Annotated in this window: 18 protein-coding genes and 1 tRNA gene; 11 read left to right on the forward strand and 8 right to left on the reverse strand. The window is 51.1% G+C overall.

Annotation, left to right across the window (positions count from 1 at the left end; translation table 11 throughout):
* Window positions 1–112 precede the first annotated feature (112 nt).
* Window positions 113–628, forward strand: coding sequence for a sigma-70 family RNA polymerase sigma factor (locus D7X94_RS05395; RefSeq protein WP_120426704.1), 516 nt, complete (start codon window positions 113–115; stop codon window positions 626–628).
* Window positions 628–2,568, forward strand: coding sequence for a hypothetical protein (locus D7X94_RS05400; RefSeq protein WP_120426705.1), 1,941 nt, complete (start codon window positions 628–630; stop codon window positions 2,566–2,568). Before D7X94_RS05395 ends, D7X94_RS05400 begins: the two co-directional genes overlap by 1 nt.
* A 102-nt stretch (window positions 2,569–2,670) precedes the next feature.
* On the opposite strand, the gene recG is transcribed toward D7X94_RS05400, so the two are convergent.
* From recG to rny, 5 genes are all read right to left on the reverse strand, one after another.
* Window positions 2,671–4,710 (reverse strand): ATP-dependent DNA helicase RecG, encoded by a 2,040-nt coding sequence (recG, locus tag D7X94_RS05405; RefSeq protein WP_120426706.1) that lies wholly within the window; start codon window positions 4,708–4,710, stop codon window positions 2,671–2,673.
* A 401-nt stretch (window positions 4,711–5,111) separates the two neighbouring features.
* On the reverse strand, window positions 5,112–6,779 hold the full coding sequence (locus D7X94_RS05410) for a DAK2 domain-containing protein (RefSeq protein ID WP_120426707.1): 1,668 nt from the start codon (window positions 6,777–6,779) through the stop codon (window positions 5,112–5,114).
* Between the two features lie 244 nt (window positions 6,780–7,023).
* Entirely contained in the window at window positions 7,024–7,326 is a 303-nt protein-coding gene (locus tag D7X94_RS05420; RefSeq protein WP_120426709.1) for a hypothetical protein, read from the reverse strand.
* Between the two features lie 191 nt (window positions 7,327–7,517).
* Window positions 7,518–8,288: a TIGR00282 family metallophosphoesterase gene (locus D7X94_RS05425; RefSeq protein ID WP_120426733.1), complete on the reverse strand. Its 771-nt coding sequence runs from the start codon at window positions 8,286–8,288 to the stop codon at window positions 7,518–7,520.
* A gap of 233 nt (window positions 8,289–8,521) precedes the next feature.
* On the reverse strand, window positions 8,522–10,084 hold the full coding sequence (rny, locus tag D7X94_RS05430; protein ID WP_120426710.1) for a ribonuclease Y: 1,563 nt from the start codon (window positions 10,082–10,084) through the stop codon (window positions 8,522–8,524).
* Between the two features lie 1,017 nt (window positions 10,085–11,101).
* Here rny and thrS point away from each other — a divergent pair.
* Together thrS and D7X94_RS05445 are read left to right on the forward strand one after the other, a co-directional pair.
* Complete coding sequence (gene thrS / locus D7X94_RS05435; protein WP_120426711.1) at window positions 11,102–13,006, forward strand: threonine--tRNA ligase; 1,905 nt, start codon at window positions 11,102–11,104, stop codon at window positions 13,004–13,006.
* 467 nt (window positions 13,007–13,473) lie between these two features.
* Window positions 13,474–14,133: an MATE family efflux transporter gene (locus tag D7X94_RS05445; RefSeq protein WP_120426712.1), complete on the forward strand. Its 660-nt coding sequence runs from the start codon at window positions 13,474–13,476 to the stop codon at window positions 14,131–14,133.
* Between the two features lie 254 nt (window positions 14,134–14,387).
* On the opposite strand, the gene D7X94_RS05450 is transcribed toward D7X94_RS05445, so the two are convergent.
* Both D7X94_RS05450 and D7X94_RS05455 read right to left on the reverse strand, forming a co-directional pair.
* Window positions 14,388–14,969, reverse strand: a complete 582-nt coding sequence (locus D7X94_RS05450; RefSeq protein ID WP_120426713.1) for a GNAT family N-acetyltransferase — start codon at window positions 14,967–14,969, stop codon at window positions 14,388–14,390.
* Between the two features lie 518 nt (window positions 14,970–15,487).
* Window positions 15,488–16,936, reverse strand: a complete 1,449-nt coding sequence (locus tag D7X94_RS05455) for a DUF2806 domain-containing protein (protein ID WP_120426714.1) — start codon at window positions 16,934–16,936, stop codon at window positions 15,488–15,490.
* Window positions 16,937–17,449: 513 nt separating this feature from the next.
* Between D7X94_RS05455 and D7X94_RS05460 the strand changes: the two genes are divergently transcribed.
* The 7 genes from D7X94_RS05460 (at window position 17,450) to D7X94_RS05490 (ending at window position 22,796) form a co-directional block, all read left to right on the forward strand.
* A complete protein-coding gene (locus tag D7X94_RS05460; RefSeq protein ID WP_120426715.1) occupies window positions 17,450–17,776 on the forward strand; it encodes a hypothetical protein in 327 nt (108 codons plus the stop codon).
* 229 nt (window positions 17,777–18,005) lie between these two features.
* The gene (locus D7X94_RS05465; RefSeq protein ID WP_120426716.1) at window positions 18,006–18,266 is read left to right on the forward strand and encodes a hypothetical protein; all 261 of its coding nucleotides are present in this window, start codon (window positions 18,006–18,008) and stop codon (window positions 18,264–18,266) included.
* Window positions 18,267–18,431: 165 nt separating this feature from the next.
* Window positions 18,432–18,505, forward strand: a tRNA-Gly gene (locus D7X94_RS05470).
* A gap of 248 nt (window positions 18,506–18,753) precedes the next feature.
* Entirely contained in the window at window positions 18,754–19,149 is a 396-nt protein-coding gene (locus tag D7X94_RS05475; protein ID WP_158590905.1) for a recombinase family protein, read from the forward strand.
* A complete protein-coding gene (locus D7X94_RS05480) occupies window positions 19,104–19,673 on the forward strand; it encodes a KilA-N domain-containing protein (RefSeq protein ID WP_120426718.1) in 570 nt (189 codons plus the stop codon). The genes D7X94_RS05475 and D7X94_RS05480 overlap by 46 nt, the downstream gene beginning before the upstream one ends.
* Before the next feature lie 95 nt (window positions 19,674–19,768).
* Window positions 19,769–22,138 (forward strand): PHP domain-containing protein, encoded by a 2,370-nt coding sequence (locus tag D7X94_RS05485; RefSeq protein ID WP_120426719.1) that lies wholly within the window; start codon window positions 19,769–19,771, stop codon window positions 22,136–22,138.
* A complete protein-coding gene (locus D7X94_RS05490) occupies window positions 22,116–22,796 on the forward strand; it encodes a S24 family peptidase (RefSeq protein ID WP_158590906.1) in 681 nt (226 codons plus the stop codon). The genes D7X94_RS05485 and D7X94_RS05490 overlap by 23 nt, the downstream gene beginning before the upstream one ends.
* Before the next feature lie 413 nt (window positions 22,797–23,209).
* Here the strand turns inward: D7X94_RS05490 and D7X94_RS05495 are convergent, their stop codons facing one another.
* Window positions 23,210–23,629, reverse strand: coding sequence for an Hsp20 family protein (locus tag D7X94_RS05495; RefSeq protein ID WP_120426721.1), 420 nt, complete (start codon window positions 23,627–23,629; stop codon window positions 23,210–23,212).
* Window positions 23,630–23,724: the final 95 nt, after the last annotated feature.

Raw genomic sequence — 23,724 nt, forward strand, 5'->3', positions numbered from 1 at the left:
ATAATTTTTTCGTCAAAGGCGAGTAAAATAAAGTTCCTACGGCGGCTTACTTTCCTGGAAAGCAGGCCGTCTATTATTATAGAAGAAAGGGTGCGGATAGGGTGGTGAGGAAGTGGAAAAATGGGTGCGCAAAGCGCAAAACGGCGACAAGGATGCTTTCGTGCGGCTGATGGAGGAGAACCAGTTGGCCATGTACCGCACAGCAAAAGCGATTCTCCATAATGAAAGCGATGTGGAGGACGCGGTCCAAGAAGCCGTGTGCCGAGCTTTCTATAAGATATGTACTATCAAGCAGCCCAAATACTTCAAGACCTGGCTGACCCGCGTGGTGATTAATTGCTGCTATGACCTGCTGCGCCAGCAGAAAGGACTGATCCCTCTGGAGCTTCTTCCCGAGGAAGGCCGTACCGAGGATATGGACTTGCCCCTGGACGTGCGCAGGACGCTGCAGTCCCTGGGAGAGAACGACCGGCTGGTCCTCACCCTTTTCTATTTGAACGATATGCCTGTCAAAGAGATCGCTAAGCTCCTTTCCATCACGGAGGGAGCGGCAAAAATGCGCCTTTCCCACGGACGAAAAAAGTTTCGGGAAACCTATGGAAGCAGAGAACAGGAGGTGGGACTGTAATGGCGAAAGGGAAGCACAGCAGGGCTCGGAAAGAACCTCGTTTTTGTGGGTTCCGCCAGGAAAAAGCCTTTCGGGAACAGCTGGCCCGGGAATACAGTGTGGAAAAGGTTCCGGAGCATTTCCAACAGATGATGGAAAAAACGTACCGCCAGCTGCCCGACGAATTGCCCGCGCGCCATAGACCGGTGCTTCGGGCCTTCCGCAGCATGGCTACAGCGGCCGCCACATTGGCCCTTACCTTCGCGGCCCTTTTGGGCGTGAACACCACCTATCCCCAGCTCACCGAGGCTCTTCCAGGCCTGGGACCGGTATTCCAGGCGGTGAACGGCGGCAGGCAGGTCGCGCCCCAGCCCACGCCCCAGCCCGGCCTGCCCACGCCGGAGCCTACGCCTCAACCGGTATTCCAGCCGGTTACTCTGGCTCCGGAGAAAGAGACCTTGGACGTCCTTGGGGATCTGACGGTTTCCGACGCCTGGTGCGACGGGAAAAACCTGTGCATGGAGCTGAGACTTTCTATGAACAGCGAGGTCAAGGACATGCTGGACAAAGATCTGGAGTCCTATACCCTGCGGTCTTTGTACTATTGGAGCGACGACGACGGAGTGAACCATCTGGAAAATACCTCGGTCTGGCGGGTAAGCGCCGGAACGAACAATATAACCGCGATGGGAGTGGGGGAGGACGCGGACGCCCTCGTGTTCGCCCCGGCAGAGGCAAGCGGCTTTACCGCCCAATGGAGGATTCCCTTAAGCAAACTGGATACGGACGGGGAAGCGAAAATTCGGGTGGATATTTCCATACCAGACCTGGCGGTGGTAGGTGACTATGATGTAGAGTATGTCCCGGCCTATTGGAGCCCCGGTTATGAAGGGGAATTCGAGGTGTCTCTGGATACCGCCGGGCAGCGGATGATCTCCGCTCCCGCCATGGACAACGGCGCCACCCTTCAGGCGGTGGAATACGCTCCCAGCCAGGTAGACATTACGATGACTTTGCCCTATATTGGCCGGTATGGAGACCTGCTGGTCAATCTGGATCGGGATCCGGAGAGCTATCTGGGCCTGTACGCCACCCTGGAGAGCGAGAATGGAGAAGTAAAGTATCACCAGATCAGAGGATTGGACGAGCAGACGGACAGAGGGGCAGAGCCTACAGGAGGAATTGCCGTCCAATACCGGTTCATAAGCGACAATCCCCAGAAAGCCGTTCCAGGCATCCTGCGCCTGACGGTTCACGAAACCGGCCCAGTCGAAGGGCTGGGAGAGTCCGGCCGGGTGGTGGCGGAGTTTACTATCGACCTGAACGCCGGCATGATCTATGCCAGCCAGAACTATCTGGCCAAGGGCCGGGAGAAGGTGGGGACCGCTACGCCCTGGGAGCGCTTCCAGTATGAAAGCCTGATGGAAGGCGGCTATCTGAGCTGTTATCAATTTGTGGAGCTGGATGGCTATGAGGACGAATTCGGCAGAAACAACCAGTGCACCATGTTCTATCTGGTCAGAGAGGGCGATCCGGAAGTGAACGCGGGCTGGCCGCTGGTGATCCGGGCATACCACGAGGAGGCGATTGCGCAGGAATTCACGATTGTCACCGGAGATGAAGTGGAGGACGATACCACTTTCAGCTATTGGGAGCAACCCGACTACCTGCCCAGCACTGGAAAAACTTACACTCTGATGTGCTTTACCCTCAACTATCAGGAGTGGAACTATAACGAGCAGGGTGAGCTCATGCAGTATGACCGGTTGGAACTGGTCGATGGGGAGACCGGGCTATCCTTGATTGAAGATATCGAAGCATCTTATAAAAGGAATGTTCAGACGATCCTGGGCTTGTCCATGGTGGGGAGCCCTCTTGAAACGGAGGCTGATTCGCAGTCCTCGCCGAATGTGGAAGGCAATGATGGCGGCGCGGCAGCGAGGTCGGCAGAGCCCTGGTAAGGAAACTGTGCAGCAAAGGCGGGAGGCGAATGCTTAGACCAGGCGGCATAGCCGCCCCGCTTTAAAATCGGTATTTACCAATTTTAAAGTGTGTTTGCTTAATCATAGCGCCACCCGGTCTGAGCCGGTGCGGGAGAAGAGCAGGCGGATCTCTTCCCGGAGCAGGCGGTATTCCTCCTTTTCCAGTTCTCCGGCGCGAATAAGCCGCCGGGCGCACTTCTGGGCCTCTTGAAGCAGGTCCAGATTCATGGCGGACCCGGCCAGCTTCAGCTGGGGCAGGCCGTGCTGGCGCTGGCCGAAAAAGTCGCCGGGGCCCCGGAGCTTCAGATCCGCGTCGGCAATGGCAAAGCCGTCGTTGGTGCTTTTGAACAGCCGCAGCCGCTCCAGAGAGCCGGGGCTATCACTGCCAGCGACCAAGATGCCGGTGGACTGCCAGGCCCCCCGGCCAATCCGCCCCCGCAGCTGGTGGAGCTGAGAGAGGCCGTAGCGTTCAGCGTTCTCAATGAGCATGATAGCGGCGTTGGGGACGTCCACGCCCACCTCCACCACAGTGGTCGCCACCAGCAACTGGGTCCGGCCCTCAGCAAAGTTCTCCATCACCCGCTCTTTCTGAGCGGGTTTCATTTTTCCGTGGAGCACATCTACCACAGTGCCGGGGAAAGCCTTGCGCACCAGGGTGGCATAGGTTTCCACGTCCATCACGCCGCCGGTTTCTCCCTCCTCCACCAAAGGGCAGATCAGGTATCCCTGGCGTCCCTCATCCAGGTACTTCTGCACGTAGCGAAAGGCCCGCTCCCGCTTGTCTGGACCGATGAGGTAGGTCTCAACCTGGCGGCGGCCGGGGGGAAGCTCGTCCAGCACAGAGACGTCCAGGTCCCCATAGGCCATAAGGGCCAACGTGCGGGGGATGGGCGTGGCGCTCATGACCAGCAGGTGAGGGGAGGCGCCCTTCTGGGCCAGGGCCACCCGCTGGTTCACCCCAAACCGGTGCTGCTCGTCTGTAATGACAAGCCCCAAATTATGGAAGGCGATCTTCTCTCCAATGAGGGCGTGGGTGCCGATGGCCAGGCCGGTCTCCCCCCGGGCCAGGGCTTCGGCCTGCTTTCTCCGTTCAGCGGCGGGTATGCTGCCTGTAAACAGGGCGCAGCGCACCCCGGCGGGCTCCAATAAAGCGGAAAGAGACTGATAGTGCTGGGCGGCGAGAATTTCTGTGGGGGCCATGAGCGCGGCCTGGCAGCCAGACTGGATGACCGGCCAGCAGAGGGCGGCGGCCACAGCGGTTTTTCCGCTTCCCACGTCTCCCTGAATGAGACGGTTCATCGGGGACTTCCCGGCCATATCCGCCACGCCCTGGGCAATGGCCCTCTGCTGGGCCCCGGTGAGCCGGAAGGGCAGCAGCGCCGCGAAATCTTCGGGATAGCGGTTGGGGATGGGGTGGAGATTGGGCTCCTGCCGGCCGTCTTTGATCTGCATCAGTCCCAGCTGCAGGACCAGAAATTCTTCGAAGATCAGCCGCCGCCGGGCGATCTCCAGGTCCTCCATGGACCGGGGAAAGTGGATGTTCTCCAGGGCGTAGCCCAGGTGGCAGAGGGAATAGCACTCTCGCAGAGGCAGAGGCAGGGGGTCGTCCAGTGGGTCGGGCAGCAGGGACAAGGCGTTTCCCACAGCATGGGAGATCATTCGGGAGGTGAGGCCCTGGGTGGCCGGGTAGACGGGGACAATAGCGGAGGCCTTCTCCTCCCCGGAAAATTCCGGCGAGATCATGGCCCGCCCCCCTCGGGCGGAAATTTTCCCCCGGAAGAGATAAGTACGCCCCTCTTCCAGCAGGCTGGGGATGTACTTGTTGTTGAAGAAGGTGAGGTGCAGGTCGGATTCCCCATCGGTGACAGTGCAGCGGCACATCAGCCGGCCTCCAGGGATCCGTACCTGAGAGGGCTTTCGCGCGACAGTGGCCCGCACCACGCAGACTGTATCCAAAGGAGCCTGTGCGATGGGTAGGGGCTGGGACCAGTCCTGGTAGTCTCGGGGGTAGAGGCGGAGCAACGCGCCCACACTGGGCGCGCCAATTTTCTCAAACAGCCGGGTCCGCTGGGTCCCCACACCTTTGAGGCTTTGAATGGGCAGATCAGATAGGAGTGGCATAGTATCACCTTGCAGAAAAGTCAACAGGGAAGCATGAAATTCTTTTTTTGAGTGTTGGAAGGCCTCCGGCGGCTGGGGGCTCTGCCCCCCGTCCCCCGCAACCTTTGAAAAGGTTGACGAAACTTTTATCCTGGATAGTTGTGTGCGCCCCAATGAAACACATTGCGCGGTCAAGGGGCGGAAAACTTGGCTTTGCCAAGTTTCGGCCCCATTGCAGGGTGTGGGGCAGCGCCCCACGACATTGCCGTAGTCGCCGACCTGTGGCGACGAAGGCCACTCCGTATGACTTCCACTACTCCAAAAAACATCTTAGACACTCTCATTCAGAGAAAAAGAGAAGGCCATCCTCTGGCCTTCTCCCTTGACTCAGAAGTCTACTTTCAAGCAGGCTCCGGCCCTTCTCATTCCACGGAAATAATGAAGTAATACACTGGCTGGCCGCCCTCCACCAGATTGATCTCCACGTCCGAATGGACCTTGCCGGAAAGCAACCGTTTGGCTTCCTGAGCCTGCTCGGCGGTAATCCCTTCGCCGTAGATCAACGTGATGAAAGACGTCTGCTTAGTGGCAAGAGATCGGGCCACCCGCACGCAGGTTGCCACGGGATCCTTTTCAATATAGTGCAACTTGCCGTTCTTCAGGCCCAGAATGTCTCCGTGGCGGATGGCGTCGCTACCGAATTCGGAGTCCCGGGCGGCAAAGGTGACCAGACCGGTGTCCACATGGGAGGCAGCCTCCAGCATGGCCTCCTGGTTCTCCTCGGCGGAACTGTCCGGATCAAAGGCCAGCATGGCGGACAGACCCTGGGGGATGGTCTTGGTGGGCAACACGATCACCTCCCGGTCCTCAGCCAGGGGAATCGTCTGCTCCGCGGCCATGAGGATGTTCTTGTTGTTGGGCAGCACGAACACTTTTTTGGCGGGCGTGGCCAGTACCGCGCTGAGGATGTCCTCCGTGCTGGGATTCATGGTCTGTCCGCCGCTAACCACCACCGCGCAGCCCAGCTCCAAAAACAGGGATTTAAGCCCCTCCCCGGCCGCTACGGAAATGAAGCCCAGCTCCTCTGTGGGCTCCTGGCGTTCTAGCCTGGCCGGTTCTACCGGAGCAGAAACGGCGGCTTCGCCCAGCTTCTCATGCTGCTGCTTCATGTTGTCGATTTTCACCGTAAGCAGCTGGCCATATTGCAGCCCGGCCTGCAAAGCCTCGCCGGGAGCTTCTGTGTGTACATGAACCTTGATGATCTCTTCATCGTCCGCCACCAGCACGCAATCGCCGATAGTTTCCAGGAAAAGCCGCAGCTCCAAAGGATCTTTAGAAATCTCCTGGTCCCGTCCGATGACGAATTCCGTGCAGTAGGTAAAATTGATCTCAGAGTCGAACTCCGCGGCGGCGTTGCGGAAGAACTCTTGGGTTTCCTGGGCCCGTTCCTCCTCGGACATGCCGGACTCCAGAATAATCCCGCTGCGGAACACGCTGAGCATTCCCTCGAAGATCAGGCAGAGGCCTTGCCCTCCCGCGTCCACTACACCCGCTCGTTTGAGCACAGGCAGCAGTTCGGGGGTTTCCTCCAGCGCTTTGGCAGCGCCCTGGCATACCGCGTCCCATACCCGTACCGGCTCGTCGGCCCCGTGAGAGAGGGAATCCCGGCCCTGCTCGGCGGCTACCCGGGCCACGGTGAGGATAGTGCCCTCTGTGGGCCGGGTGACGGCTTTATACGCCTCCTCCACCCCCAGGTCCAGTGCGCGGACCAGCTCCTCGGGGCCAATGGAATCCAGCTCCTCGCAACCCTTGGCAATTCCCCGGAACAGCAGGGAGAGGATGACGCCGGAGTTGCCCCGGGCGCCCCGCAACATGGCCGAAGCGGCCTTTTTAGCCACCTCCCCGACAGTGCAGGTGTCCGGCAGGTCTTTCAGCCCGGCAGCCGCCGCGCCAATAGTCATGGACATGTTGGAGCCAGTGTCGCCGTCAGGCACGGGGAAAATATTCAGGTCGTTCACTTGCTTTCTGTATTTCGCGATATTGTTGGAGCCGGAGATGATGGCGTTTTTCAGCTGAGCGCCTTGAATCACAGGGAAACACATCCTTTTCATGAGCGCGCGGCTCGAGGACGGGCAGCGCGGGAAGCAAATTTTTCTATTCTTGCTTATTTTAACACAGAACTTTCAAAAATACAAGCGGGGGAAGCGTTTCTTCCTTTTCTCTTTCGCATTGGTGGCTCTGGCCACTGACGATTTCACTAACAGCCGCTTGAAACGGAAAAAGGGTTGCGATCTATGGGCTCGATAAAAGCTGAATTTGTCGAGTTCCATATTTCTAAATTTCGTATAACAAATAGGTTTTAATAATACTATATTGCCTTATCAATTCTTTATCCTTATCTGAAAGCTCTTGATTGGGGAAATTAGCCACTAAAGAGCAAAGATAAAGGTAACCAGGACTGTACCGTTGAGAAAAACCCTCTCGCCCGAATTTACCTTGTATAATATCAAACTCATGCTGAATTTGACTGATACTGTTGCACTGGGATAACTTCATCACATCGTCTAAACTATTTTTACTCGTATTGTCAATGATTGATTTAGCTGTATTAACTGCTACAAAAAGCCACTGGTCCAAATTTGACAGTTCCTTTGGTTTATGCTTTAATACCGCTTTTATTTTTGATATAGATACTATCTTTCATCACCTAATTACCTCATAAATAATGATTTATCAGGCAGTGGGTTATCCGGCTCACTACCTATTCCATCATTTTGACGATTGTAAAAATTTGCAATCGTTTTGGAAGTGGCCAAACCACGAAGCCGTCAGGTCAGCGTCAGCCGTTCTACTCCGGTACACAGACCGGTGGCCTCATCAGCGGAGAAAATCACACAATCCATCTTGCAGGCGCCTTTGGCCAAATCAAACCGGGCGGGCATCTTGGTAGTATAGCGGCCAATGATGATCTCCGGTTTTACTCCCAGCACAGATTGGATGGGCCCGGTCATGCCCACATCGGTGATATAGCCGGTTCCTTTGGGCAAAACAGACTCGTCGGCGGTAGGCACATGGGTGTGGGTGCCGAACAGCGCCGTGGCCCGCCCATCGGCAAAAAAGCCCAGCGCCCGCTTTTCTCCTGTGGCCTCCGCGTGAAAATCCACCACACAGAGCTTGGGCAGGCCGGGAGTTTTCAGCAGCTCATCCAGCATTTCAAAAGGTGACCGCAGGCTCTCCAGATAGACCGTGCCCATCAGGTTGATGACGGCCACCTGGGTCCGGCCCAGATCCGCAATGTACAGGCCTTTCCCCGGAGCGGCGGGCGGATAATTGGCGGGGCGCAGCAGCGGTTCGCAGCTGTCATAGAAGGGATAGCTCTCCTTTCGGCGGAAACTATGGTTGCCGGTCGTAATGACGTCCGCGCCGCTGTCCAGCAGGTACTGGGCGGAATTGGGGGTGACGCCGTTGCCATCGGCGGAGTTTTCTCCGTTGACGATGCACAGATCAATGGACTTCAGCTTTTTCAGGGCGGGCAAATGCCTGCGGAGAAACTCGCATCCGATGCTTCCCACCACGTCGCCCACACAGAGAATATTGATCATAAATGCTCCTTCCTAAGAATCTGTATTCATAACCGAAATTACCGGATGAGTGAGAATTTTTCGGGCTGCTCAAGGCAAATTTTCGCAGATATGCTTTCGGTATTTCAAGGGGATTTAACGTGGAGCAGCTCCAAAAAGGCCACTCAGACGGTAATTGCAGGTTGTAAGCACAGGTTCTGATATTCAACAAGGGCGCGCTATCAGGCAGCGCGCCCTCTTAAAATTCCAATCTATTTGGCGTAGTCCACAGCCCGACTCTCCCGAATCATGGTCACTTTGATCTGGCCGGGATAGTCCAGATCGGTTTCGATCTTTTTGCAGATGTCCCGGGCCAAGAGGGTCATGCGGTCGTCATTAACCGCCTCGGGCTTGACCATAATGCGCACCTCCCGGCCGGCCTGGATGGCGTAGCAGTTCTCCACACCGTCAAAGGAAGAGGCCAACTCCTCCAGCTTTTCCAGCCGCTTGATGTAGTTTTCCAAATTTTCCCGGCGGGCTCCAGGACGCGCGGCAGAGATGGCATCCGCCGCCTGGACGATACAGGCAATGATAGTCTTGGCCTCCACATCCCCATGATGGGCGGCAATGGCGTGGACCACGGCCTCGCTCTCTTTATATTTCTTGGCGACCTCCACGCCGATCTGTACATGAGAACCTTCCATCTCATGGTCCAGAGCTTTGCCGATGTCGTGGAGCAGGCCTGCCCGCTTGGCGGTAGTAGGATTCAACCCCAGCTCAGAGGCGATCATTCCGGAGAGATAAGCCACCTCCAGAGAGTGGTTCAGCACATTCTGTCCGTAGCTGGTGCGGTAGCGCAGACGGCCCAGGAGCTTCACCAGCTCGTGGTGCACGCCGTTGACGCCCACCTCCAGCACGGCCCGTTCGCCTTCTGCCTTGATGGTAGCCTCCACCTCTCGGCGGGCTTTCTCTACGGTTTCTTCAATACGGGTGGGATGGATGCGCCCGTCGGAGATCAGCTTCTCCAGGGCCACCCGGGCAACCTCTCGGCGCACCGGCTCAAAGCTGGAGAGGGTAATGGCCTCGGGGGTATCGTCAATAATCAGGTCCACGCCGGTCAGGGTTTCAATGGCCCGGATATTCCGCCCTTCCCGGCCGATAATCCGCCCCTTCATCTCGTCATTGGGCAGGGGCACCACGCTGATCGCCGCCTCGGACACATGGTCGGCGGCACAGCGCTGGATGGCCACGGCAATCACTTCCCGGGCGAGCTGGTCGCTCTCGTCTTTGGTCTGCTGCTCCAGCTCCCGAACCTTCACGGCCTTTTCGTGAATAAGCTCGTTTTCCAGGTTATTCAGCAGGTATTCTTTTGCCTGTTCCATGGAGAAGGAAGAGATTTTCTCCAGCATGTCGAACTGACTTTTCCGGACGGCCTCGGCTTCCTTCAGCCGCTCCTCAGCCTTCTTGTTCCTCTGGTCGATCTGGCCCTCCTTCCGCTCCATGCTCTCCAGCTTCTTTTCCAGGCTCTCTTCCTTTTGCAAATTCCGCCTTTCCTGGTGTTGGATCTCCCGGCGGCGGTCGGACAATTCTTTTTCGCTCTCGTTTCGCAAACGGTGTATTTCGTCTTTACCCTCTAACACGATCTCCTTCTTTTTGGCCTCGGCGGTTTTTACCGCGTCGCCCACAATGCGCTTGGCTTCCTCTTCAGCGGAACCGATAGCGGCTTCCGCCTTGGATTTTCGGTAGTTTATCCCGAGGAAAAACGCGGCGCCGCCGGTAAGAACGGCTGCCAGAACAGCAATGAGGACGCACAGCCATACAGGTATCTGGCCCAATCGGGCACCTCCTTTTCAGAATTATAAAATGATAACAGGTAAGTTTCAGGCCCGGGAAGAACTCCCGGGAAAATGCATGGCTGCTTTTAGAATCCGTTCGCTTTTATATATTGCATATGTTAATTCCGGCAGAAAATAATATAATATATAAAAAGTACATAAAAAGCACCCAGATGCACTCTATTATTTATTGTATCTCTATCAAGGGGTGCTTGTCAAGAAATTTGTGAACATTTCTTTAAAGTTTCTTGACATGGGCGGGGAGGAGTATGCGTGTTTCTTGAAGTATTGGGAGGCCTCCATGCGCACAAAGACGCGCATTCCGGCAAGGTCGTGGGGCTCCGCGCCCCACACCCCCGCCAGCTTAAGACCAGCTGGACCGGTCAATGTGTCTGGCTTTGGCGCACTCAGCTAACCAGGGTAAAAGTTTGGTCAAGCTGAGAGCGCCCGCACCCAGCTTGGCAGAGTTTTGCGAAGCAAAACTCATGACACACCGCGAAACCCAGCCTGCTCATTTCGTCTCACTTGGCACGGTGTGCCGGGGGCCTCCTATTACTCCCCCAACACACGCTTTTGGCTCGCCCCCTGCATCTCCCTCTTGACATTTTCCCCGGTTCCGGGTATAATCGTACAAAACAAAACGCCATGAAAAGGAAGCCCCGGCTTCCGGTCCCTTCTTTCAGAGAGCCCGCGCCATTGGCTGCAAGCGCGGACGGCGGGGGGAGCTCGGGGACACCGCCTTGGAGCGGCTGCCGAAAGGACAGACGGATGGCCCCGTTACCAGCCAATACGAGGAAGGGCGGAAGCTCCGCTCTTTGAATCCGGGTGGAACCGCGTCGCGCCTTAAATCTTACCTCAAAAGGCTGCGCCGCCCCAGAGAGAGCCGCCGGGCAGATGTGCCCCGGCTTGGAAACTGGGGCGGCATTTTGATTTTTATCCATGTTCCGGCCACTCTGCGCGGCCCGGGAATTGGACCAAACGTCACGTTTGCGTTGCCCCAGGGAAAGGAGAAAAGCTATGATTACCATCGATCTGAAAGGCCAGCCCAAAGAGTTCCCGGCGGGCGTCACCCCCGCCGAGGTGGCCAAGTCCATCGGCATGGGGCTCTACAAGTCCGCCTGCGCTGCCCGTATCAATGGGGAGGTGAAGGACCTCCGCACACCTCTCACAGAGGACTGCGCCTTGGAAATTCTCACCTTTGACGATCTGGACGGCAAAAAGGCCTATTGGCACACCGCATCCCACATCCTAGCCCAGGCGGTACGGAGGCTTTATCCAGGAACGAAATTTGCCATCGGCCCCGCCATTGACAGCGGCTTCTACTACGACTTCGACCTGCCCGCCCCCATCTCCCCGGAAGATCTGCCGAAGATTGAGGACGAGATCAAGAAGATCACCAAGGAGAATATAGAGCTCACCCGCTTCGAGCTGGAGCCCGCCGCCGCGAAAGAAAAGATGGGCGGCCAGGACTATAAGCAGGAGCTGATAGACGAGCATTCCGGCAACGGGGAGAAGATCAGCTTCTACGAGCAGGGGGATTTCTGCGACCTGTGCGCTGGTCCCCACCTGATGTCTACCGGCGGAGTGAAGGCGGTGAAGCTTACCTCCATCACCGGGGCCTACTGGCGGGGGGACGCGAAGAACAAGATGCTCACCCGGATCTACGGCATCGCCTTCCCCAAGGCCTCCCAGCTGGAGGAGCACCTGCAAATGCTGGAGGAGGCCAAAAAGCGGGACCACCGGAAGCTGGGGAAAGAGCTGGGGCTCTTCATGCTTCGGGACGAGGGGCCTGGCTTTCCCTTCTTCCTGCCCAAAGGCATGGTGCTGAAGAACACCCTGCTGGACTACTGGCGAGAGGTCCACAAGCGGTACGGATACGTAGAGATCAGCACGCCTATCATGCTCAACCGCCAGCTCTGGGAGCGTAGCGGCCACTGGGACCACTATAAGGACAACATGTACACCACGGAAATCGATGAAACCACCTTTGCCGTCAAGCCCATGAACTGCCCCGGCGGCATGCTGGTCTATCAGAGCGAGCCCCACTCCTACCGGGAGCTGCCCCTGCGGGTGGGGGAGCTGGGCCTTGTCCACCGCCACGAGCTCTCCGGCGCGCTGCACGGCCTCTTCCGGGTGCGCTGCTTCACCCAGGACGACGCCCATATCTTCATGACCCAGGACCAGATGCAGGACGTGATCCAAGAGGTAGTACGGCTCTTTGACGAGGTATACTCCACCTTCGGCCTCAACTACAACATTGAGCTCTCCACCATGCCCGAGGACCACATCGGCGAGGTGGAAGAATGGGAGCGCAACCAGGATATCCTGAAGAACGCCATCACCGCCATGGGCAAGGACTATGTGGTCAACGAGGGTGACGGCGCTTTCTACGGCCCCAAGCTGGACTTCCATATCGCCGACTCTCTGGGGCGCACCTGGCAGTGCGGCACCATCCAGCTGGACAGCCAGCTGCCCGAGCGGTTTGAGCTGGAGTACACCGGCGAGGACGGTCAGAAGCACCGGCCCGTGATGATCCACCGGGTGGTGCTGGGCTCCATCGAGCGGTTCATCGGCGTGATCACCGAGCATCTGGCCGGCAAATTTCCCCTGTGGCTCAGCCCCGTGCAGGCTGTGGTGCTGCCCATCTCCGAGAGGCACCACGCCTACGCCAAGGCCCTGACAGAGAAGCTGGAATCCGCCGGGCTGCGGGTAGAGTGCGACCTGCGGGCGGAAAAGATCGGGTACAAAATCCGGGAGGCCCAGGTCCAGCAGACCCCCTATATGCTGGTGGTGGGGGACAAAGAAATCGAGACCGCCAGCATCTCCGTGCGCCACCGCAAGGAGGGCGACCTGGGCGCCATGAGCGCGGAGGACTTTCTGGAGAAGGCCCGGGCAGAAATCAAGAGCCGGGAGATCAAGTAGACAGGGCGAAAGAGCTGCCCGGAAGAGAAGCAAAAGACAATATAACCATTTTGGGGAAAGCGGTCTGGCCTTGGGCTATGCCGCTTTTCGTTTTTTCGCCGTTCAGGATGGATGAGCCGCCGCTCAGTTCATCCCGCACTGATGTGGAGTAGCAGTGGCTGAAAATGTAATCCAGCTCCCAACCCGCTCTATCCAGGCTTGCCCTGGCGGTCCGGTACTCCTCCTCGCTGGGCAGCTCCTCTTTCCACCAGGGCAGGGGTAAGCCCGCCAGAATTTACGTCAAGCGGTTCACGACCAGGGAGGCACCTGATACTGACAGCCGCCCTTCTCCCCCGCCCCGAAATCCAGACTTCGGAAAATCGGAGTGTAATTATACTTATAAAAATCAGACTGAAAGGAGCTATACCGATCCATCTATCCAGCCATTGACCGATGGGATAGGTCAGCAGGCTTGTCGGGAGGAGGTGATGGGGAATATCAGTTTCGACCAGCTTGTGGAGGAATATGGCAGAGAGGGCGTGGAGAACGGCATCTTCCAGCTGGTGAAGATGGCCCATTCCAGCGTAGTCGCCCTGTTCGGCACCTATCAGATCGCCGCCAACGGCATCGCCCAAAGCATTTGGTCTTTAGCCGCCCTGGCCGGAGTGACCATGGGCTTGGTGTTCATCACGGTGATAGGCCAGTGCATGGGGGCGGGGGACGCGGCCCAGGCAGAGCAATACTTTAAAAAACTGCTGAAAATCACCTTGACGGTTTCCCTTGCGTGGAATGTCCTGGTATTCGCTGTCACGCCGGTCATGATGAACTTCTACCAGATATCTGACGAGGCTAAGCAGCTAGTCATTATCCTGGTGCTCATCCACAACGTGTTCAACACTGTGGCCTTCCCCATGTCTGGACCGCTCTCCAACGGCCTGCGGGCCGCCAGGGACATCAAATTCACCATGATCGTGTCTATCGCCTCTACCGTGGGCGGACGGCTGGTATTTTCCCTGCTGCTGGGGCTCTGGCTGAATCTGGGCGTGATCGGCATTGCCTGGGCCATGTGCCTAGACTCTGCGATCCGAGTGGTCATTTTTGCCCTGTGGCTGAAGTCCGGCAAGTGGAAGGAATTTAAGGTGATCTAAGCGAGAAAAGCAGGAGGGACGAAGCCATCCTGCTTTTCTATGGAGGAATGGTGTATAGTCCCGGATGCACGTCCCGCCAGCATTCCAGGCTCAAAAGGAGAACACCACTCTCCATGCACTAGTTGAAGGTGTTAGGGTTGCAGCTGGAGGCAGTGAGCGCTGATCTTTGCCTAGAGCTCTATAAAAGCGTTGCGGGGGTAGAATACGGACGTTCCCACCCAGATAGCTATGGTTTCGCAAAATTTACCTTTGGGTCAAAAGCTCTTTTCCAACACCAACCCATCATATACTTCCCCGTCCACAATATAAATACCTGTCTGGCGTTTCACTTCCGCAAACCCCAGTTTTCGTGCACATCCCAGCATCCGTTCATTGCCGCTCCAGGTTTCCAAAACAAACCGACGTTCACCCAGCCCGCGATAATAGTCCATAAAAGCGGTCAAAGCCTTTGTGCCGATTCCCTTACCCCAAAAGGCCATCTCGCAGATTTCAATGCCAAGCGCCCGGACAGCACGATTCTCTTCGGCATTTTTACTCTGATCAATCGATTCCCAGGGAACGGATTCATAATCCTTATTCAAATAATAAGAGGACACCGTGCCGATGTGACGCCCGGCAGCTTCGATCTCAAACCGCCAGCGGACCGCATCCTCAGATAGATTTGATATAATGTGAGTCATATCTGTGCGCAATTCATCAGGGTCCACAGGTTCCAGTGTCATCCAGGGGGTATCAGCATAAAACCACGCGGTATCCGTATTCGTCCATCGGACTTCATCCTCCACATCTGAAAGGTGATAATCGCGCAGAGTGACTTCATCAAAAGCGATTTTCATATTTCAACCTCCTATAAAAGCCTTTGTGCAGGCAGAATAAATGTGCAATTTCCATTTATCGGATTGTCATTGAATCAAGTATAGCATAACCATATGAATGGGTCAATTCTATGGAAAAGCTGAGAGACCCAAAATGACTATTCCATACGAAGGATATCCGGGGACTGGCAGACAGGGCGGGGTGAACAGCCATAGTTTTTGGGCATTTCTGACGATAGGCAATAAGCATTTGACATCTATCCGCGAACCCAATACAATGTCCTCTTGACATTGAAACAGCACTTTGTCTGAAACAGAGCACGCCGCCGGGCAGGCTGCGCCAGCATTTCTTCCAGATGGGGATCAGAATACCCGCCAGCATTGATCTGCGAAATGATTTCAGCAAGCATAGGAGCGACTATCCTTTCGAAATCTATAATCTTGCGCTGTATACTTAATGGATACTTGGGTAACTTCATATTTCATAAGAGACTTCTTATCTCCACGAGGCATTTAGTGCCTTTTGAAATATCCATAGCTTAGCTTAATTCGTCCAACAAATTTGTGTCAAAGTCCAGTTCCAAATCATTCCCCTCTCTGGAAGTTACACGATATGCGCAGACGTCAATCTTTTCCCGCAAATCTTCTTTCAATATCTTACCTAGATCAATCAAATAATCATCGTTGGATTCTTCCCGCACGATAGGCAGAAGCTGTTTGCCAACCTCGGATAAAGGATAGCTTCGGTAGTGGAAAGTGCTGGACCGCTCATCATTTGACTCAAATAGAATCATCAGGTCAGAACCATTGAAGAATCCGTCGGCTCCTTCGTTATTGACCTCGATTTCATTATCTACCCGAAGAGCACTAATCACGCCGATTTCTTCCAAGGTAAGAATATCGCCCATACTCAAACCGTATTTCTGATTAACTGAGACGTCTGAGAGATCAGTGTCGCAAAACAGAAAGATGGTTCCGTCGGATTCCTGCAAAACAAGCGCCGCCGCATTTTTGAAAGCCAATGCTTCATGGGTGGTCATGTTCCGCAGAACTTCGACTGCTCGAAGAGAGAAACTTCTGGGTTGCTTAATCTCTCCGGCGAGCACGCGCGCCCATAGCTGCTGCATGTCATCGGCGCGAATATTTCCGGCAGCCTCAAAGAAGCGCAAAAACCAATCGAAATCAAATTCAGAAGGGTCTGCAATGGCTCCTTTTCCAAGTTCGCTATCCGCTTTTTGAGCAATCTTCAGGATATTATTCCATTTATAGAAGTCATAGGCTGTCAGCTTACCTTCACTTGCCAGTGACTTGATGGCGGAAGAAAAATTGCCGGATTGAATCTGCGCTATCATTGCCGGGGAAGAATTCTTGTCAGCAAATAGTATCGTCATTACACCCTGCACCACCATAGGAACGGCAGTATCAACTATTGTCGGGAGAACATTACCGGCTTCCTCCTCTTGCGCAAGAGTTTCTTTCTGTAATTGAAACAGATCGGGCGCGTGGCTGTTTTTATGCAGATTTTGCAATTCAATCTTAAGTTCCTTTATAATGTATTCTTTTGGTGCTTTCGTAAAGAACAGCGACTCTCGTAAGGCAACTACATAATATCGGTACGGATCTTTGTATTTCCACACGCTGTCCTCTAAAGAACCAACGGTTTCTTCACTTATCTGAATTCTCTCTCGTAAAAAGGCATGAAAAGCAGATATGGTGGTTTTTATATCCTGTACGTTCAACTTCCGGATGCGGGCAAGAAGTTTCTCATCGGATAGCGCAAATATTTCTTTGCGGCGTTCCGATGAAATACGTTCTGTTCCGTTAATATATTTATTCGCGGTTATGCGATCTACTTTTAGCCAATCGGATGTTTCATTCTCAGTCCGTCCGCTAATCAATATATTAAGAACATCTGGCTGTGAATAAATTGTACGGTTGGCGATTAAGCCATGATAGAATACCGGAAAACAAAAAGGAATCTTATCCATAGAAATCCTCCATTCCTTATGGCCTGTTCGCAATCACTGTGGACAGGTCTATTTTTGGCAATAATTTCGTAACAAGCTCCCAATATCGGGGGCAGACTTTTGCCTCTATAATGAAATCATCAAGAAAAGCAAGAATACAATATTTTTCCTATATTATAAAGCACTTCTTGCTTTTCTTCAAGCCATCAGAAGGAGGTGAAAACGCATGAGAAAATGAATCTCATTCCCAGCGGACACTTCGGTGACCGCCGGGAATGCCACTCTCTTCCGATCGGGGCTTTCTGTTGGTCTTGGAGCGGCTAAGTGTAGGCGAAGTCTCATTATGGAGGCTCTCGTCTCTCGTCATTCAAATGAGACGGAGGGGATATGAAATAGAGCGAAGTCATGTTCGCTTGGACTAGTGGACATCAGACCTATTGCTCTCTTATTCTAACAGCTTGGGCAACAAGACGGTAGAAGCCACGACTGGCTGCCGTGCCTTTCACCGTAACTATATTTTAGGAGGTATTAAAAATGACAGTTAAAAAAGAATCTAGAACCTACCTTATTACTGAGGAAGTTTTCTCTCAAATCCATGAGAGCATCGGTTCTCATACTCCGGAAACCGGAGGTATTCTCGGCAGCTCCGACGGAAAACATATTGACCACTTTTACTTTGACGCAACTGCCAACATAACCGGAGCAACCTGTGAGCCTGATCATAACGAGCTTAATCGCGTCATTGGATCATGTATGAATTCAGCGGCGAGCCTCATTGGCAAGATTTTCAAATGGGCATTTGCCCTTTTCATAGCAGCAATTGTAATTTGCTGGACCGTGTGCATCATCATGGAAATCTAGTGGATACTCATACTCTTCGCCGCTATTGGCATTGGCATTTATGTCGCCTTTCGTGCCTGGAAGAACCGTCATGGAGGACAATGGTAAGTAAAGGAGGGCGAGCTATGACCGGGCATCAAATCGAACTCATATGCTGGAAGGCGTCTGTCTGGCGGCGGTCATTCAAACGAGAACAGGTTCATGAGATGCTGGTGCACCTGGCTACTATATCTTCCCGTGGAGCCGTCATTTGGAAAATCCATGCGAGGAAAAGAACGATACCCGTATCTCTCTGGATGTTTCCCAGCGTGGGAAGTACGCGGTTTCCAAAGAGCCGCTAAGGCTGGGAGATATGGAGGTACACCTCCAAGTTCCTGAGTCCAATAAAGGGTTGAATAATTATGCCAGCCTTATGCTGGTAACAGGTGGTGTACATAAGCGCATTCATGCCACTGACCCTGACACCACACGGAAATACCTGGACAAGCTGAAGGACGTGAAAACCGAATAAAAGCGTTGGGCATATCTGGATAGTATTTCTGATAAATTTTCCGAAATATGGTCTGGAACAAAGACAGAAAATATCATGCAATTATTACAAACCTACAAGGCGCACCAACAAAAAATGAAAATTCCATTGACAACACGCCCCTAAAGGAGTATAATTAAGAAAATTGCGGGCGTAGTTCAATGGCAGAACATCAGCTTCCCAAGCTGAATACGAGGGTTCGATTCCCTTCGCCCGCTCCAAAAGGAGACAAAAGCAATTTAGAGGCTTTTGCCTCCTTTTTATGCTCCAAAATTCTATAGATGAACCAAAAAGCGTGGGATAACATCATAATCCACGCTTTTTGTGTTCTTATCAAAAAGGGAACGCTTGATAAGTCACTAATAATCATGTTTAGTAGAGATAGAAAAAGAAATTTATACCACTAATTTGTAGGTTCTACTTGAAAATGTTCGAGCAACCCACTATAATTTAAGAAAGGAAGATCCTCGTGAAGTTGTCCCCATTGGAATCAAAAATCTTCGGCAAAGTATGCTATGGCTTTCGACGTGACAAGAACAAGAGAATAGAAACAGTTGAGCCGGAGGCCGAAATTGTGCGGGAGATATTTGCCCTTTGCCTGTCAGGAAACAGTTTGGAGAAAATCCAGGAGCATTTACGCAAGCAAGGTATTCCTTCTCCATCTGGGAGAACGGTGTGGAGCCGTGATGTGCTGAATAAGCTGTTAAACAACTATAAGTACACGTTTGGCATTATTGACCACGCCACATACTTTGCTGTGGAGGAAATGAAATCAAGTCGGTGTAGAAATCCCAATCGGAATATTGAGGACGATGAAGAATGGAACAAGCAAGTCAATCTGAACTATTATGGGCCTATGCGATAACGAGGGATGAGTATGCCAAGAGGCTAAGTGAAAAATCACTGATCAAAACGGAATACCTGGAGTTTATACGAGACCGTATCTTTGAACTTATCAACCGTGGAGAGGCCAACATTCACGATCCGAAAGAGAAGCAACAGCTTCAAGCGGTTGTAGAAAAATATTTATATCCTGAAGTTGGCTATATCTCGCTGACAGATATCGCAAAGCGCTTTAACCCAGAGAACCCAAGCTATGTGATCCAAAGCTGGCTACGTAGTAGGAATACGATTGCGTTTCTAGGCCAGTGGGAAAGAGAAAACAATCCCAACTTTGACGAGCAGGCATTCCAGCAATTACTTGGAGATGTTCGCTCCCCTTCTTATACCTTGACTCCTGCCAGATGGATCGAAAGGGCAAATGCTGCTGGGATTATCTCTAAGCGAGGAAAGAAGGGGGGCACTACGGCTCATCCTTTTATAGCTTGTGATTTTGCGATGTGGAACAACGTGGCATTTCGATACAGAGTAATATCTATATTTGGTTAACAGAAATTTGCATTTTCAAACTCCAGGCATCTTAAAATAAGAATCAGCATTTCGCTTCAAGCCAAACCATTAAGTAAATTATCAGGGTGGAATTTATGGATAAAATCGTAAAGACGGGCTTAAAGATCGACTTACACATTCATTCCTGTTTTTCAGCTAAAAAGGATGGAAAAAAGGTCAAGGACAATACGATTCAAAATGTGCCCGTGCTTATAGAAAAGCTAATAACGCAAGGTGTCAATATTTGTGCAATTACTGACCATGACAGTTTTTCATATGAAATGTATTCTACTCTTAAATCCGCTGAGACTCAAAATGGCTCAATCTGCAAGGTTCTCCCAGGAGTAGAGTTTTCAGTTACCTTTGAAACAGATGATTCTTCGCCAAGCACAGTTCACATTGTGACAATTTTCTCCGATGAGGAACCACAAAAAGTCCAACTGTTGGAATCTGTTTTAAATACAATACCCCCTAATTTGGATGGAACTTATTCCGAGGAATGCTTTTTACGGGTACTCCGCGAAATCGATTTAGATACGATTCTAATTGCTCATCAAAAGAATTCTTTAGGTAGTCGTAAGCCAAGAAAACATGATGCAAATTCATTAGGGGATGCAAAATTTCATGAATTTATCTATTCAGACTATTTTGAGGCATTTGAATTTAAAAATCGTAAAAATGAAGTCTTAAACAAAAATTACCTTGTTCAAACAAATCTTGATGAGAAAGTCACTTTTGTAACCGGAACAGATTGCCACGATTGGAGTGTATATCCCAAAGAAGACACTTCCGATTCTTTGGTTGAGTTTCCATATACATTTGCAAAATGCCTTCCAACTTTTAAGGGCTTAGTAATGGCAATTACAGATTCCTCTCGCCTAAAAATGGTTAATAGTTTTTTCAGCCCGGATAAATTTTCGTTAGAAAGTTTATCCTTCAAAACCAGGAATAAAGAACTTTCTATTCCTCTTTCTAAAGGAATTAATGTTATTATCGGAGATAATTCAATAGGTAAATCGTTATTACTACATTCCATAACAGGATTTGAAAAAACCGGAGACGCCCTTGCACCTGCAATAAAAAGAGGGTATAAGAGTTACTTAAAACGAAACAGTTTGGTTATTCCAAAGAAACTATCTATTGAGAATATTTTTTATTTTGATATGCAAGGTGAGATTCGAGCGAAGTTTGAAGAAAACCACTTAGATGCCACTGAATTTCTTTCAAGATACTTCCCTCCAAACATTGATGAGCAACCTTATAAACGTCTTGTCGAAAATGAGCTCAATCGTATGATTGATTATTTGACTAACAAGTTTTCTATAGATGCTGAAATCCACAATCTTGCTTCCTTTACAATTGCTGTTTCGGATAAACCCTCAGAAAGCTTGGTCTTTAGTCACAATCTTCGCTCACAAAAAGTAGAAACAAAGCAATTCATTGATATCATTTCAAAGATTGACGAACTGGTTATTTTGTTAAATCAGATGGCGGATTTGCAGGTAGATGAAGATGATAGGACATATTTTGAAACGCAACGTGCCAACATATTGAAAATGCGGTCAAAATACCAAACACGCGCCAATGAAATAAGTCTAGAAAACCAACGTATAGAAGCCATAGCCAAATCAATTCAGAATGTGGCCTCACGCCATAATAGAAGTATTTCTGATAGGCAAAAGAAACTTGAATCTTTTGAGAGCAATACGAACACCCTCAAAGAAACTGTGATTTCTATACTTAAAAAGCTACAAAAACTTCAGCGATATTCACCATGCATCGAAGAAGTCTCTATTGCACCAAACACCAATACGATTTTTGATTATCAGTTTATATCTCGTCTAAATGTTGATAAATTGAATACAGAATACTTCTTGTCACATATCGCTAAAGTGATTCGGTCTAAGTCATCTATTGATTGGGAGACTATTACCGAAAAGAAACTTAGAGATATTCTTTTGAAGTATGATGAGTCCAAACCAGTTCTACAATTTTTTAAAGAGGCAATGCTTGACAGTATAGAGAATGATTTTCTGCCCAAAAAAGCCATAATTTATCAAGGAATGGACAAATCAGATGAGTTATCTTCGGGTCTCAACTCCAAAATATATTTTGACCTGCTTTCCTATGAAAACACCAGAGATGGAATCTATATTGTCGATCAGCCAGAGGATAATGTTTCTCAAACAGCGATAAAAACTTACTTATTGGCTCGATTTAAAACGATGGGAGAAAATCGGCAAATAATTATGGTTACGCATAACCCTCAGTTTATTGTCAACCTTGATGTTGATAATATTATTTATATTTTCCAAGATGGAGATGGGTTCAACGCATATTCTGGCGCGTTAGAATATGCAGATGATACCTATAGCATTCTTGATATCGTCGCTAAGAATATAGATGGTGGACTGGATTCAATTAAAAAGAGGTGGAAACGCTATGAAAAGATTACTGCGATTTGAGTTTCGGCAGAACTCTTATATTCTTCTTGAAAATGAAAAAACAGTCTTTTCTATTAACGCAGGAGACCTCAAATTCAATGCGTTACAATTTTATAAAGGAGTATACTCCGAAAAAGGTATATCTACCAATATAGAAATTGAAAACCGTGTTGATGATTCAGATAAAACAGGCAAGTATGTATTCGTGTGGTTACTTGAGATAGTCCAAGCCATATCTGAAGCTTTGCCAGAAGAAAATAGTGATAGTGAAGATATTACCCCTTCTGAAAAGAATAGTGAAGAATCTCTACCATCCAAAATTATTCCCTTGTTTGAGTTTGCAGCTTGTGCAGGAGATGGTTTTTTCAATGATGACACTATTCCCCATATAGATTATTCCACTGATGTTATCGAGGCAGATTATGCGGTGACTATAGCTGGTCATAGCATGGAACCGACTATCCAAGATGGCGCGGTTGCGTTAGTAAAGAAAGTTGATTGTCTTGAACACAATGAAATCGGAATATTTATTGTTGATGGATCAATTATGTGTAAGCGGTATGTCAAAAAGGGCCGGGAGGTTCTTTTGTGTCCAGATAATCAATCAGGCGAATATTCTTCTATAAAGGCATCTTCAGTAAACTCATGTATACTACAAGGAAAGGTGCTTGGGGTATAAGCATAAATCCTTCAGCAAAAGATGTACCGTGGGATTTTAACTCCCCAGAATTGTCATACGTGGTAATATTTTGTGAGAGTTCGAATGCATACCTTGATTGGGCAAAAATATCTTTTTGGTCGTGGGTTCACATCTAAGGACGGTTATTCTGATACAATGGGTATCGGGATAACTGTCCTTGATTTTTACCAAAAGTCACTGAAAACGGCTGTTTCTCCAACATTTTTGAGAGAAGGCCCACCGCTGGCTGGATAAATCTCCAGACCAGCGGTGGGCCTTTTTGCATTTCTGGGGCATTGGAGGTAGGGTTATCGTGGATTTATTGGGTATCGTTATTTTATGGAGGCAATCGTCAAATTTCTGCACAGGAAACGTCCTTGGCCACGCTATTCGCAACAAGGCCAGGGATGTTTTTAGCCCTCAATAGCAATCAGGTTCTTTTGCTCCACCTGAACCACCTGGCTCACTTTGGGGATGAACAGGCGCAGGATGCCGTCCTCGAACTTGCCGTGGATGTCCCTCCTGTTTGATCTTATCCCCCACATAAAAGCTGCGGCGGCAGGAGCCGATGAAGCGTTCCCGGCGCAGATATGCTCATTCTGAACATTGTCGTTGTGCGTCTGCTCCACAGTCGCGCTGATGCAGAGGTAGCCGTCCTTCAGTTCAGCAGCGAATTTTTCCTTGTAAACACCGGGCAGATCAACATCCAACTCGTATCCCTGGTCGCTCTCTTTGATGTCCGTGTTCATCCTGCCGCGCAGGGTAGTTGCGCTGAAAGTGGATTCAGCCAGCTCATCAAACATATTCTTTGCCATCAGATCAGGGGTTAGCATAAGAATTGCTCCTTTCAGACTTGCGCGTACTGTAAACTAAAATGAAAGTTGAAGACCCGTCAGCCCTTCTGGTACAATGGTTTCACCACAAATCC

The sequence above is a fragment of the Acutalibacter sp. 1XD8-33 genome, from assembly GCF_003612555.1.
Taxonomy (GTDB): Bacteria; Bacillota; Clostridia; order Oscillospirales; family Acutalibacteraceae; genus Acutalibacter.